This is a genomic window from Endozoicomonas sp. ALC020 (genome assembly GCF_049275935.1).
Classification (GTDB): Bacteria; Pseudomonadota; Gammaproteobacteria; order Pseudomonadales; family Endozoicomonadaceae; genus Endozoicomonas_A.
In genome coordinates, this window is sequence record NZ_CP184830.1 from 1,190,738 (window position 1) to 1,206,278 (window position 15,541).

Genomic DNA, 15,541 nt, shown 5'->3' on the forward strand with positions numbered 1-15,541 from the left:
CTGCCATCTGAAGAACTGAATTGAAGTTGTTTGGTAGTTTGACCTTTAGACAATACGAAAGTTCACTTTTGACAGTCAGCTGTGATCATTGAAGGAAATCACCGATCTCGAAAAACTCATCATGACCAGATTACTATCAGGTTCACAACGCGTAAGAAAGTGAAACCAAATCCACGCTTTTCAAAAACTCTTCGGCAATCTTTGTCAGCTCACCGGCACTGAGCACCAGTGCGTTACCGGCGTTCAGTGCCTGCCGTAGGTAGTCTTCCTTTGGGTCCACAGACAATTCAGAGTCCTTAATTTCAGACATCATGGCATACAGTTCTTCTGGTGAAGATGGGTCATGAGCACCATAGGAGTGAAGCTCGCCGCAACATTGGATGGAAGCATCGCTCCAACAATAGGTTAAGCAGCCGCCTTTTGTGTGTGTCAATTTATACAGATAATGACAGAAGGCCAGCTGAATCGCCTGCGTGCATTTGTTTTCTAAATCCTCCACATCTATCTGCTGTTCAGGTTTCAAAATGTCACCATATTTAGCTTGAAACAGGAGTTCGGCCTTTATGTCAATCCATGTGTACTCCCAATCAGGTGCTCCCAGGATAATCAACCGACGGTGGTTGCCACTGCCCGAGATTAACCTCGGAAAAGCAGGCTGCTGCGCCAGCATTCGTTCTATATTGGGAATGCCCTCAGGCTCGTCTGTCCACGCGTTCTGTAATAATTGATTGGTAATTTCATACTCAAGGGATGATGAAAAACCGTCATAACAATGACTGACGAACGAGGTATCACCTTCTCTCTGTTGGAATCTTTCATAGGCCTCCTGCCATAACTGACTATTTTTTTCCCTGAACAACTGCGTATACCACTTTTTCAGGCAATGAGTGGCTTCAACCCTGAGCTCATCAACGCTTTCCAGACGCACCAATAGCGTATGATGTTCATCGGCTTCTTCTATATACTCCTCATCGTTCAGTACTGGATCCACCCAACCCGATTTCAGGACTTCAAGGGCAAAGCGAATAACCGATGGCTTGGTCAGGTCACTGTCTTCCAGTATTTCTACCATTGAACAACACCAATGGTGAGCGCTCAGGTCATCCTGATTAATTATTTTTGAATGGAGTAACTTGAGTTGTTCAATGACCTGCCCTTCATCACCGTCGGACAATATTTTTACCACTGCCTCCATTATCGGTTCAAGTTGCTTCTTGTAATCGCCCGATGCTTCTTTCCCCTGCGACACGATGATTGAGACGGCCAGGGAAAAACTGATTAAATCTCCTTTCTCCCAAAGGTTCCCGATTATGTTGGAAATAATTAGCTTGGCTTCTGGCAATGCACTGTCTGTCTCAAGGGCATTTTTCAGTTCCTCAAGGCTCATACCACAGGCTTCAGCCAGAGTTTGCTGTTGTGACCAATCAGCACCTTTCATGAGATCTTTCAGGAAAGCCTTATGCTTCTTTAACTCAGTGCTGGAATGACTGGCATTTATGGTGGGCTGAAAATAAGATTGGATGTCTGTTGACGAGACAGGCGCCCCGCCCAGATCCACTGACACCCAGGTTTGGCCTTCATCCACAGAATATTCAGCAAAGCTGTGGATTTTGCTATTCACTATCCGGGATGGAATCCCGAAATAACGACAGAAAGCAACAAAAACAGGCGTACGATGAGCGCAGCTCCCCTGACGTCGTGTTACCAGAAATTTAAAGAAATTGTTATGGCTCTTTGGTTTGGCTTTACCGGAAAACTGTCGGCAATAGTCCATGATTGCCTCAATTCGTTGCTCTGTGCCTTTGGCGTCTTTTATTTTCTGCAAAGGCACCTGTATTTCGGTCGGTTGTTTTTCAATGGTCTTGAACAGCTTGTCCAGTACGGTTTTCATACCTTTTGAACACTGGGCGTCAAGCTGTGTTAATCGTTGTGGCCGGGCTTCTTCAGGAGGTGTTTTTCTGTTCGGTTTTCTGTGTTCTACGACATAAGTATATGTAAAAACCTGATTGTCTTTGGCCTTCGGAATAAAGACTGTGTGAAGCCCGGTATATCGATCCCTGACCAGTATAAATGGCAAAGCGGGTGTTATACGCAGGGCAACGATATAGTCATTAAACGTCAGGCTGGGCAATCGATTTAGACGACCATCCAACAATGTCATTGAACAGTTTGCCAGCGTTTGATTGCTGGCTAAGGTCACTTGCTGTTCATGCTCTGGTAACGGGTCCGGTATGAGGGTTTCAACCCCCCCAATGCATTCAGTCTCCAGATTGCTCAGTTCGACGTCACCCCAGGCAGTCACATTAATATCCCGCGTCTCACAGCGATACATAGAGGAAGGATGGTGATCCGTCTTAAAAATTTTAAAATCATTAACTTGTTGCAGCTCCAGATTTTCATAGTTCGTTCCCCGGTCCAATACCTCGGAATAAAACTGGTTGATAGGAAGATTACTACTCACCGGGCCTTTATTGTTCGTTTTCTGGCCCAATGCCTGACGATCAGTCCGATTGCTGGAAGGCGTTTTGCTGACCGGGCCTATATGGCTTTTTCTCCATTTCAATGCCTTAGCCAGCTTCGAGCGGATTTTCGGACGGTATTTTTCAGGAGCGTTATCATTACCAACCGCTAAAGCTTCGTTACTATGATCGTTAACCTGATGGCTCAGTAGATTACTTATCTGATGCCAGAACGCAGGCCACAATTGAACTGCATCGGAGTTCCATGCTTCTATCCGCCGATCCGCCTCTTGAAGATAAGGCTGGGAAGCCGTTAATTTCAGGGTTTGTTGCTGTTCTTCCGTCAGTGGAAATACGCTATTAGCGTCCATGCTCATCTCGCAAAACTTATGCGCAAACCAGCGTTGCTGCCAGTGCCGATACAGTGCCTGGATGAGCAAATCGTCCGACTCATCCGGCTTCAGGGAAAGACCGGATGCCTGCCATCTGGCCTGAGCCATCCTTTTGATGATTTCCGCTTTGACGTCCGCTTTATTCGGACGAGCCTTAACACGAATTTCATGGTTTTTTTCATCAATACTGTCGAGGTCACCGGCTCTTATCAACCAGGGACGATCAATGTTCGGTACCGTTTTGTTGAACCATTTACAAAGTCGGGAATCAAGTGCTCCTTTAGCCATGGCAAGAGTCGATGATTCGGGCAGTTCCTCCAGGGACAGGTTGGCGGCCATCAGGTAAAGCCGGTAGTGCTGATTGAAGCATTGATGAAGGGCTTTTTCGCTAAAATCGCCTCCTGTTTTGACAGCCATGGCGACATCCTGTAAATCGCGACTGGTGGGCTGTAACGGCAGGTCTTTCCGTTGCAGGCAGGCTCTTAAACGACAATGTTTTTCAGTCAGCTGTTTGGCGACGGATTTCCCTTTTGGGGAGTCTGGCAACACTTTCCCGGCAATGGTCTGCAATTCTGCCGAGTTATACTGGCGGATCGGCAAATGTCGAAAACGTCCTTTCAGCGCCGGTGATAAGGGTTTTCGCCCGCTGTACTCAGGCGGGTTAATGGTGGCAAACAGGTGGAAGCCCGGATGAGCGTCTCCGGCCAGAATATCATTTAACTCACCTTCCAGATGCTGGCTGTCGATCAGGTTCATTTCCGAAATCACTACGATGCCGCCCTTTACTTTTGCTTTCTGGATCACTTCACACAGTTGCTCCCAGGAACAATCACAGGCATTCAGGGGAAAGACCTCTGGCATGGTTTTTCCCCGTTGCTTAGCCTGCTTTCTGACACTTTCAATCAACAGGTTCAGCGTGGCATCTTTACCCCGTCCGGCCGGGCCTTCAATCAGCGTTGCCTGACGACCGCCGTGTTTTATATCGCGATGATAAGCCTGCTGACAGCGGCTTAAATCCTGTCCCAGCCGTTGCACCAGCTCAATGACTGCCGATCCGGAGGTATCAAACTCAGGTCGGAATTCTTTGGTGAATGCTTCGAAGTCCCGCTGTATATCTGGCAGGGTGTGGTTATGAACTTTGTCGCGCAGGGTGTTGTCCGGGTGGTAGTGGGCAGCAAACCAGATTTCCAGTGCCGCAAGTGCATCCTGTTGAGTCTCGCTGATTTCGGGACCCAACACATCCCGAAAACTTTGCTGGATCAAACTGTTGATTTGCTCAGGAGTAACACTGCCAACTGCTGGCTGAGCACAATCAAGATACCAACCCACCCAACTGCAAATGTCTGTTAAATCCCTGGGGGTAAACTCATGCTCGGGCAACAGCTCCTGATAATATTGCCAGAGTGCCATCACACTCTTGCTGGCACTGTGTGCAATGTCGTTTATTTGATGCCGTTGTAACTGATTGAGCAAAGCGGGTTCCACTACTCTGTCTCGAAGGAAAGCCTGATCCAGACGTGGGTAGTAAGCCCTGGGCAGTTTCTCTTTCAGGGCCGGGGCCATTTGGCGCCCGGCGTAATGATCGGGGTTGCCAGTGAGAATCACCCGGTGTTTTTCGCTGACCCTGACAGGATGACCATTCACATAGATGCAGGGTTGCGGTTCCCATAAGCCGTTCAGTGATGCCAGCAATCCGGCTTCGGCCAGGTTAGCCTCATCCAGAACCAGGGTTACGTATTCTCCGTCTTTGTCGGATTTGGTATTGGCCCATTCCATCAGCGCCCGGTTTTGTTCCGCCATAGAGCGGTCGCCATCGGCGTGGTAATGCCACTGCCAGCGTTTCATCAGGGTCTGTTCGCTGTCGGAAGGTCCAAGGGAAATGACTGAAGCTTGTCCCGAAGCCCTGGCCATCTTCGCTGAAAAATAACTTTTCCCGGTGCCGGTTTCTCCCTGCAGGAAGATAACGGGAGAGTCCATAAGCCGGTCGTGGAGCCGGGATAAACGACGGCTTTCACGATCTTCCTGACTCATCTCGCCATGATAAAGATCCCTGGCCAGTGCAGACAGGGGCTCATCAGCGGAACCCTGCCATTTCAGTGATTCAGACAGCTGATTTTTTATACGTTCAATGCCTTCTGTCTCAGAACCCGCTGTTCTGGCCCTGTGAAAACAATCGCTGGCCAGGCCGTGGATGGCATCGGATCGGGTTTGCCCTGAGTGCAAAGGTAACTGCCAGCCACAAGCCAGTGCATCTTGTAAGCGTTTAATCTGTCTGGCTGGCTCGATAGCTAAGGATTGCCAAGGCTTTGTTGCCGCCGGATCGACTGCCAACTGATAGGCTATAGCATCCCGTTGTTTTTCAGGCGCATGGGCCAGGATCATGGCACAGAGCCTGTCCATAACGTCTTTTTCACCTTGCTCTGGAAATGGACTTTTATAGGACAGTTGTAATTGGATACCTTTAAAGACTGCCGGGTCAAAGGCTCGGGCCAGTGGCCACAGGTTCTGTTCCACAAACACTCTATTCAATGGCAGGGCACTGTTGATGATGGCGTTTAACCGATCCGGGTCTACCGAGGCGGCTTGATCCTGGTCCGGCGTCTTATCCGGTAACAGGTGCCAACAGGCTACTTTCATAAAATCCCGCACTGAAGGATGCTGTCGGGTGCCATGGGTGATGACGCTATTGATGGCCTTGCGCCAGTGGCGGGGCAGGAGCTGCAGGGAGTGGTCAACCTGCTGTGCCCGGCGGGCAGCCATTATCAGGTTATTCAGCAAACCTGCGGTCATTTCAGGCAGAGGGCTGCAAAGATGGGCAGGTACAGTTTTAAAGGCTTTGTAAAGCTGTTTAAGCGCATGCTCTGGCAGCTCAGTACGGGCGATATCATACTTGCGGGCATTGATATCCCAGAGATCGACCTCAGGACAGGGCTTACCTGTGGCGACCGTCGAATGAAATATCGAAGATGAGCTTTCCGTCGACTCAGGCCAGAGTAATTTGATATGAGCTTGTGGATAGGCCTGCAACTGGCCATTCACCAACAGAGGTTGCCCAATAATCAGGGGTTCCAGAAGCTGCTGCAGCGTTGGATTACTCTCCAGCCCCCGGAATACGACCGGCTTGCCAGCGGTTAATGCCTCCTGCAACGCAGTCTTGCGATGTCCGAAATGAGCCTTTTGTTCCGAGGTGATATGGATATTATCAAATAGCTGGCTGAAGCGGGTCTGTTCATTGACCTGAATGACCAGAGGTGAATCCGGCTGCTTCCTGATCCAATAACTGGCCTGGGCAGATTGCTGATAAGTGAGGGTGCTGAACGCGATCTGATCTTTGTTTTTTTCCTGTGGGCAGGACAGAGAGACCTCATCGTTTTCTGTCAACCCCAGGACTTTCGGCTGATGTTTTGAATCAGCCACCTGAAGTCGGGGCTCCAGGCCGGTGGTCTTACGAATCGCCTGCAGTGAACCCAGCAAGCGAAACCAGAGTGCCTCAGTGAGGGGAGACGTTACGGTGACTGATCCCCCTGCCCGAATCTGTTCCAACAGACAGGTGTTAGGGGTTGCATAGCCTTCCGGGGTAATGGCAATGGGACTCAGCCATTGGGCAATATTACTCTGGTTGATGATGATGGGGTTGCGTGATGCTTGTTCTTTGTCAAGTGAAGGGTACAGACTTTGGAACAGCGAACGAAGCTCGTTATTCCCTACCGGCATCTGATAAAACTGAACATTGTCGGGTAATGGACAGGTCTTGCCATTGCTCTCAAAACACTTCTGCGCCAGCATTTGTCGAATCGTCTGTTCAAAGGCCAGATCTTCCCAGTTGGCTCCTTTCAGAATCACCCGCTGTCCGGCCCTTAATGATTCAAGCTTGCCGGGGATGTGCTGGATTCGCCCCTGTTTGTCCACCCCGGGTCCACCCAGCAGTAACTGTCGCCAGTGACTGTGCAGGTGGCAGTCAATTAAAACGGTGTTGTCGTCTTCCGTAGTACTTTTGGCACGGGTGAATTCAGGCACTACTGGAGGAACCTCGTCCATGCTCATTGATGAGTTATTGCCGGTCTGTGCGTCGAACTGCCAGGTATTGTCCGGTCGATTAATTCGTCGCCAGAAATCAGCGCCAGGCGAGTCGTCACGCCTACCAACCGATGTCAGCTGTGCAGGGTCTGCCACGACCAGCAGAGAAACATGTTCACCCAGAGGGCGTTTCTCCCGGTTGACTTTGTCGAACAGACAGGGGTTATCCGGGTCCAGCAGATCGTTAAATTTGGGCAGTTCATTGCCGGTGAGTTTTCGGATATCAATGACCAGGGTCAGTGGCTTTGAACTTTCAAAGAGCTTACCTGAACGCAGACTGTGGTGACCCTCTTTGGAAATGCTCAACCGGGTCACCAGATTAGCCTGTGAGAGGTCATCGGGGTGGGAAATAAGGGTGACATCCCGATTTTCATCGCCGGTCTGGGCGACTAAAAGCTGTCGAAGCTCATCATCACTGGCGACAAAACGAAAATCAAAGGCATAAGGGGTCTTTGGGAGCGAGGTCTCTGTTGCGGAAACGATTCTTGCTTTGTCAGGAAAGGTTGTCGGAGGTAATGATTTATTGAGTTTGGAGGCGATACCAGGGTAGACCTTTACAACCTTTAACGGTAAATCCTGCTCTGCTTTCCTGGCTGGCTCGACACTCTTTTCGCCGCTCTTTTCGCCGCTCTCGGACACGGCAATACCAAGAAAAGAGTTGTTGTCAATTTTCTCACCAATACGACCATCCATAGCCAATCTCCCAACTGCCATCTGAAGAACTGAATTGAAGTTGTTTGGTAGTTTGACCTTTAGATAGTATGAAAGTTCATTTTTGACAGTCAGCCGGAACGCTTGAAGGCAATCACCGATCTCGAAAAATTCATACTAAATCCACGCTGTCCAAAAACTCTTTGGCAATGGTTGTCAGCTCACGGGATTTGAGCACCAGTGCGTTATCGGCGTTGAGTGCCTGCCGTAAGTAGTCATCCTTTAGAGAGTTCTCAAGAGATTCAGAGCTCTGAATTTCAAACATCATGGCATAGAGTTCTTCTGGTGAAGATGGATCATGAGCACCATAGGAGTGTGGCTCTTTGCAACAGTCGATGAAAGCTTCGGTCCAACAATAGGTTAAGCAGCCGCCTTTTGTGTGTGTCAATTGATACAGATAATGACTGAAGGCCAGCTTAATCAACTCCAGGCATTTGTTTTCTAAATACTCCAGAGCTCCTGATTCTAATCCACTACGTCTCAACATTTGCGCATATCGATTATAAAACAGCTCTGAGGCCTTTTTTTTAATCGATGTGCACTTCCAGGAAGGTTTCCCCAGGATAATCACCGGACGATGGTTCCCCCTGCCAGAGACTGACCTCGGAAAAGCGGGCTGCTGCGCCAGCATTCGTTCTATATTGGGAATGCCTTCAGGTTCGTCCGTCCAGGCGTTCTTTAAGAGTCGATGGGTAATTTCATATTCAAGGAATGATGAAAACCCATCGTAATGATCGACGAACGAGGTGCCTTCTCTGCGTTGGAAGTCTTCATAAGCCTTCTGCCATAACTGAGTATTTTTTTCCCTGAAGAACAACTGCTTATACCATTTTTTCAGGCAATGAGTGGCTTCAACCCTGAGCTCATCGACGCTTTTCAGACGGACCAATAGGTCATGATGTTGGGCGCATATAATGGAGTACTCATCGGTCAGCATTGGATCCAGCCAACCCGATTTCAGGACTTCAAGGGCAAAGCGATTAAACGATGGCCTGGTCAGGTCACTGTCTTTCAGTATTCCTATCATTGAAGAAAACCAATAGTGAGCGCTCAGGTCGTCCTGATTAATTATTTTTGGATGGAGTAGTTTGAGTTGTTCAATGACCTGCCCTTCATCACCGTCGGACAATATTTTTTTTACTGGCTCCGATATCGGTTCAAGTTGCTTCTTGTAATCGCCCGATGCTTCTTTCCCCAGCGACACGATGATTGAGACGGCCAGGGAAAAACTGATTAAATCTCTTTTCTCCCAAAGGTTCCCGATTATGTTGGAAATAATTAGCTTAGCTTCTGGCAATGCACTGTCTGTCTCAAGGGCCTGGTTCAGTTCCTCACGGCTCATATCGCAGACTTCAGCCAGAGTTTGCTGTTGTGACAAATCAGCACCTTTCATGAGATCTTTCAGGAAAGCCTTATGCTTCTTTAACTCAGTGCTGGAATGACTGACATTTGTGATGGTCTGGTAGACAAACTCGATCTCTGTTTGCTCGACGGGCGCACCGCCGAGATCCACAGGCACCCAGGTTTGACCTTCATCCACGGAATATTCAGCAAAGCTGTGGATATCACTATTCACTATCCGGGATGGAATCCCGAAATAACGACAGAAAGCAACAAAAACAGGCGTACGATGACGGCAGCTCCCCTGCCGTTGTGTTACCAGAAATTTAAAGAAATTCTTATGGCCCGCTGGTGTGGTTTTACCGGAAAACTGTTGGCAATACTCCGTGATCGCCTCAATTCGTTGCTCTGTGTCTTTGGCGTTTTTTATTTTCTGCAAAGGCACCTGTATTTCGGTCGGTTGTTTTTTAATGGTCTTAAACAGTTTGTTCAGTACGGTTTTCATACCTTCTGAACACCGGGCGTCAAGGCTTGTTAATCGTTCTGGCCGGGCTTCTTCAGGAGGTGTTTTTTTGCCCGGATCTCTGTGTTCTACGACATAAGTAAAGTTAAAGTGTTGCCTGTCTTCGGCCTGCGGAATCAATAATATGTGAAGCCCGGTATATCGATCCCTGACCAGGGTAAATGACAAACCGGGTAATATACGCAAGGCAACGATATAGTCGTTAAACGTCAGGCCGGGCAATACAATTAGACGATCCTTCGTCAATGGTCCTCCAAAGGCTGCCAGCGCTTGATTGCTGGCTAAGGTCACTTCCTGGTCGCACTCTGTTAATGGATCCGGACTGAGAGTTTCGACACCCTCAATGTATTGAACCTCAAGAAAGGTCAGTTCGACATCACCCCAGGCAGTCACTTTGACATCCCACACCGCCGAGCGATACATATGGGAAGGCTGGTTATGCGGTTTAAAAATTTTATAATCGTTAACTTGTCGCAGCTCCAGATTCTCATAGTTCGTTATCTGGTCCAATAACGCAGGAGAAGACTGGTCGGTTGGAGGAGTGCTGCTCACCCGGCCTTTATCGTTCGTGCTCCGGTCCAATGCCTGAGGATCAGGCTGTCTGATGGGAGATGTTCTGCTCACCAGACCTTTATTGTTCGTTCTCTGTTTCAATGCCTGGGGATCAGACTCTTTGATGGGAGGCGTTCCGCTTACCGGGCCTTTATGGCCTTTTCTCCGTTTTAATACCTGAGGATCAGGCTGTCTGATGGGAGATGTTCCGCTCACCGGGCCTTTATGGCCTTTTCTCCGTTTTAATACCTTAGCCAGTTTCGAGCGGGCTTTCAGACGGTATTTTTCGGGAGCGTTATCATTACCAACCGCTAAAGCTTCGTTACTTTGATCGTCAACCTGCTGGCTCGACAGATTACTTATCTGATGCCAGAACGCAGGCCACAATTGAACTGCATCGGAGTTCCATGCCTCTATCCGCTGATCGGCTTCCTGAAGATAAGGCTTGGAAGCCGGTAATTTCAGTGTTTGTTGCTGTTCTTCCGTCAGTGGAAATACGCTATTAGCATCCACGCCTGTCTCGCAAAACTTATGTGCAAACCAGCGTTGCTGCCAGTGTCGGTAGAGTGCCTGGATGAGTAAATCGTCCGACTCATCCGGTTTCAGGGAAAGACCGGATGCCTGCCACTTGGCCTGAGCCACCCTCTTGATGATTTCCGCTTTGACTTCCTCTTTATTCGGACGAGCCTTAACACGAATTTCATGGTTTTTTTCATCAATACTGTCGAGGTTACCGGGTCGTATCAACCAGGGACGATCAATGTCCGGTAGCGTTTTGTTGAACCATTTGCAAAGTCCGGCATCAAGTGCTCCTTTAGCCATGGCAAGAGTCGATGATTCGGGCAGTTCCTCCAGCGACAGGTTGGCGGCCATCAGGTAAAGCCGGTAGTGCTGATTGAAGCATTGATGAAGGGCTTTTTCGCTAAAATCGCCTCCTGTTTTGACAGCCATGGCGACATCCTGTAAATCGCGACTGGTGGGCTGTAACGGCAGGTCTTTCCGTTGCAGGCAGGCTCTTAAACGACAATGTTTTTCAGTCAGCTGTTTGGCGACGGATTTCCCTTTTGGGGAGTCTGGCAACACTTTCCCGGCAATGGTCTGCAATTCTGCCGAGTTATACTGGCGGATCGGCAAATGTCGAAAACGTCCTTTCAGCGCCGGTGATAAGGGTTTTCGCCCGCTGTACTCAGGTGGGTTGATGGTGGCGAACAGGTGGAAACCCGGATGAGCGTCTCCGGCCAGAATATCGTTTAACTCACCTTCCAGATGCTGGCTGTCGATCAGGTTCATTTCCGAAATAACTACGATGCCGCCCTTTACTTTTGCTTTCTGGATCACTTCACACAGTTGCTCCCAGGAACAATCACAGGCATTCAGGGGAAAAACTTCCGGCATGGACTCTCCCCGTTGCTTAGCCTGCTTTCTGACACTTTCAATCAACAGGCTCAGCGTGGCATCTTTACCCCGTCCGGCTGGGCCTTCAATCAGCGTTGCCTGACGACCGCCGTGTTTTATCTTGCGATGATAAGCTTGCTGAGCGCGGCTCAAATCCTGTCCCAGATGTTGCACCAGATCAATGACTGCCGATCCGGAGGTATCAAACTCAGGGCGGAATTCTTTGGTGAATGCTTTGAAGTCCCGCTGAATATCTGGCAGGGTGTGGTTATGAACTTTGTCGCGCAGGGTGTTGTCCAGTTCGTAACGGGCAGCAAACCAGATTTCCAGTGCTGAAAGGGCATCCTGTTGAGTTTCGCTGATTTCGGGACCCAACACATCCCGGAAACTTTGCTGGATTAAACTGTTCACTTGCTCACAGCTAACACGGTCGCCTTCGGACAACGCACAATCCAGATACCAGCCCACCCAGCTACAGATATCGGTTAAATCCCTGGGAGTAAACTCATGCTCGGGCAACAGCTCCTGATAATATTGCCACAGTGCCATGACACTCTTGCTGGCCTTATGTGCAATACCGTTTATTTGATGCCGTTGTAAATGATTGAGCAAAGCCGGTTCCACCACCCTGTCCCGAAGGAAAGCCTGATCCAGACGTGGGTAGTAAGCCCTCGGCAGTTTCTCTTTCAGGGTCGGGTCCATTTGGCGCCCGGCGTAATGATCCGGGTTACCGGTGAGAATCACCCGGTGTTTTTCGCTGACCTTAACAGGATGACCATTCACATAGATGCAGGGTTGCGGTTCCCATAAGCCGTTCAATGACGCCAGCAATCCGGCTTCGGCCAGGTTAGCCTCATCCAGCACCAGGGTGATGTATTCTCCGTCTTTGTGAGATTCGCTATTGGCCCATTCCATCAATGCCCGGTTTTGCTGCACCATGGAGCGGTCGCCGTCGGCGTGTTGTTGCCACTGCCAGCGTTTCATCAGGGTCTGTTCGCTGTCAGAAGGTCCAAGAGAAATGACCGCAGACTGTCCTGAAGCCTTTGCCATCTTCGCTGAAAAGTAGCTTTTCCCGGTGCCGGTTTCCCCCTCAAGGAATATAACGGGAGAGTCTGTCAGCCGGTCGTGGAGTCGGGATAATCGACGGCTTTCACGATCCTCCTGACCCATCTCGCCGTGATAAAGATCCCGGGCCATTGCTGACAATGGCCTATCAGCAGAACCCGGCCATTGCAGTGAATCAGACAGTCGATTTTCTATGCGGTCAATGCGTTCTGCGGCAGAATTTTCTGTGACATATTCTCCTCTGGCAATGTGAAAACAATCGGTGGCCAGGGCGTGAATGGCATCGGATCGGGTGGCCTGCCCCGGTAGCAAAGGTAACCGCCAGCCACAAGCCAGTGCATCTTGCAAACGTTTAATCTGTTTTCTTGGCTCAATGGCTAAGGATTGCCAGGGCTTTGTTGCCGCCGGATCGACGGCCAACTGATAGGCTATAGCATCTCGTTGTTTTTCAGGCGCGTGGGCCAGAATCATGGCACAGAGTCTGTCCATAATTTTTTTTTCACCCCGCTCTGGAAACGGACTTTCATAAGACAGCTGTAATTCGGCATCTTTAAACACGGCCGGGTCAAAGGCTCGGGCCAGTGGCCACAGGTTCTGCCTGACAAACTTTCTATCCAAACGTTGGGCGCTATTGATGATGGCAGCTAACTGATCCGGGTCTACCGAGGCGGCTTGATCCTCGTCCGGCGTCTTATCCGGTAACAAGTGCCAACAAGCTACTTTCATAAAATCCCGCACTGAAGGATGCTGTCGGGTGCCGTGGGTGATGACGCTATTGATGGCCTTGCGCCAGTGGCGGGGCAGGAGCTGCAGGGAGTGGTCAACCTGCTGTGCCCGGCGGGCAGCCATTATGAGGTTATTCAGCAAACCTGCGGTCATTTCAGGCAGAGGGCTACAAAGGTGGGCAGGTACGGTTTTAAAGGCTTTGTAAAGCTGTTTAAACGCTTGTTCTGGCAGCTCAGTCCGGGCGATATCATACTTGCGGGCATTGATATCCCAGAGATCGACCTCAGGACACGGCTCACCCATGGCGACCCTCCCATGAAATATTGAAGAGGGGCTTTTCACAGGTTCAGGCCAGAGTATTGTCACACGCGCTTGTGGATAGTCTTGCAACTGGCCATTCAGCAACAGAGGTTGCCCAACAATCAGGGGTTCCAGAAGCTGCTGAAGCGTTGGATTACTCTCCAGCCCCCGGAATACGACCGGCTTGCCAGCGGTTAATGCCTCCTGCAACGCAGTTTGACGATGTCCAAAATGGGCCTTTTGTTCCGAGGTGATATGGATATTATCAAATAGCTGGCTGAAGCGGGTCTGTTCACTGACCTGAATGACCAGAGGTGAATCCAGCTGCTTATTGATCCAGTGACTGGCCTGGACAGATTGCTGATAAGTGAGGGTACTGAACGCGATCTGATCTTTGTTTTTTTCCTGTGGGCAGGGCAGAGAGACCTCGTCCTTTTCTGTCAATCCCAGGACTTTCGGCTGACGTTTTGAATCAGTCACCTGAAGTCGGGGCTCCAGGCCGGAGGTCTCGCGAATCGCCTGCAGTGAACCCAGCAAGCGAAACCAGAGCGCCTCAGTGAGGGGAGACGTTACGGTGACTGATCCCCCCGCCCGAATCTGTTCCAACAGACAGGTGTTAGGGGTTGCATAGCCTTCCGGGGTAATGGCAATGGGACTCAGCCATTGGGCAATATTACTCTGGTTGATGATGATGGGGTTGCGTGATGCTTGTTCTTTGTCAAGTGAAGGGTACAGACTTTGGAACAGTGAACGAAGCTCGTTATTCCCTACCGGCATCTGATAAAACTGAACATTGTCGGGTAATGGACAGATCTTGCCATTGCTCTCAAAGCACTTCTGCGCCAGCATTTGTCGAATCGTCTGTTCAAAGGCCAGATCTTCCCAGTTGGCTCCTTTCAGAATGACCCGTTGATCGGCCCTTAATGACTCAAGTCTGCCGGGGATGTGCTGGATTCGCCCCTGTTTGTCCACTCCGGGTCCACCCAGCAGTAACTGTCGCCAGTGACTGTGCAAGTGGCAATCAATTAAAATGCTATTGTCGTCTTCCATAGCACTTTTGGCACTGGTGAATTCAGGCAATAAGGGAGGAACCTTGTCGATCTCCATCGATGGGTTATTGCCGGTCTGAGTGTCGAACTGCCAGGTATTGCCCGGTCGATTAATTCGTCGCCAGAAATCAGCGCCCGGAGCGCCGACTGCGGGCGCATCTTCGCGTCGGCCAACGAATTCCAACTGTGCAGGGTCTGCCACGACTAATAGAGAAACATGCTCTCCCAGAGGGCGTTTCTTCTGGCTGACTTTGTTGTACAGGCAGGGGTTATCAGGGTCCAGCAGATCGTTAAATTTGGGCAGTTCATCACCGGTGAGGTTTCGGATATCTATCATCAGGGTTAATGGCTTTGAACTTTCAAAGAGCTTGCCTGAACGCAGAGTGTGGCGACCCTCTCTGGAAATGCTCAACCGGGTCACCAGATTAGCCTGTGAGAGGTCATCGGGATGGGTAATAAGGGTGACATCCCGATTTTTATCGCTGGTCTGGGCAACTAAAAGCTGTCGAATCTCATCATCACTGGCGACAAAACGAAAATCGAAGGCATAAGGGGTCTTTTGGAGCGAGGAATCTGTTGCGGAAACGATTCTTGCTTTGTCTGGAAAGGTTGTCGAAGGTGACGATTTATTGAGTTTGGAGGTGATACCAGAGCTGACCTTTGTAATCTTTAACGGTAAACCCTGCTCTGCTCTAATGGCTGGCATGTCACTCTTTTCAGCACTCTCAGACAGGCCAATATCAAAAACAGGGTTGTTGTCAATTTTCTCACCAATACGACCATCCACAGCCAATCTCCCAACTGTCATCTGAAGAAATAAATTGAAGTTGTTTAGTGGGTTGACCTTTAGACAATACGAAAGTTCCTTTTTGACAGTGAGCCGTGATCATTGAAGGTAATTACCGATCTCGAAAAATTCATCATGAACAGACTACTACCAGAAATCCATCA

General features: G+C 49.7%; 2 protein-coding genes. Both read right to left on the reverse strand.

Features of this window, described 5'->3' with window-relative positions:
• Window positions 1–142: 142 nt before the first annotated feature.
• Window positions 143–7,621, reverse strand: coding sequence for an AAA family ATPase (locus ACOJUO_RS03705; RefSeq protein ID WP_422138958.1), 7,479 nt, complete (start codon window positions 7,619–7,621; stop codon window positions 143–145).
• A gap of 130 nt (window positions 7,622–7,751) precedes the next feature.
• Window positions 7,752–15,377 (reverse strand): AAA family ATPase, encoded by a 7,626-nt coding sequence (locus ACOJUO_RS03710; protein WP_422138959.1) that lies wholly within the window; start codon window positions 15,375–15,377, stop codon window positions 7,752–7,754.
• Between the last annotated feature and the right edge of the window lie 164 nt (window positions 15,378–15,541).

What these genes read in the sequence shown, in the direction of transcription:
- ACOJUO_RS03705 (WP_422138958.1), bottom strand. Translation starts at nt 7,621, where the DNA reads ATGGATGGTCGTATTGGTGAGAAAATTGACAACAACTCTTTTCTTGGT.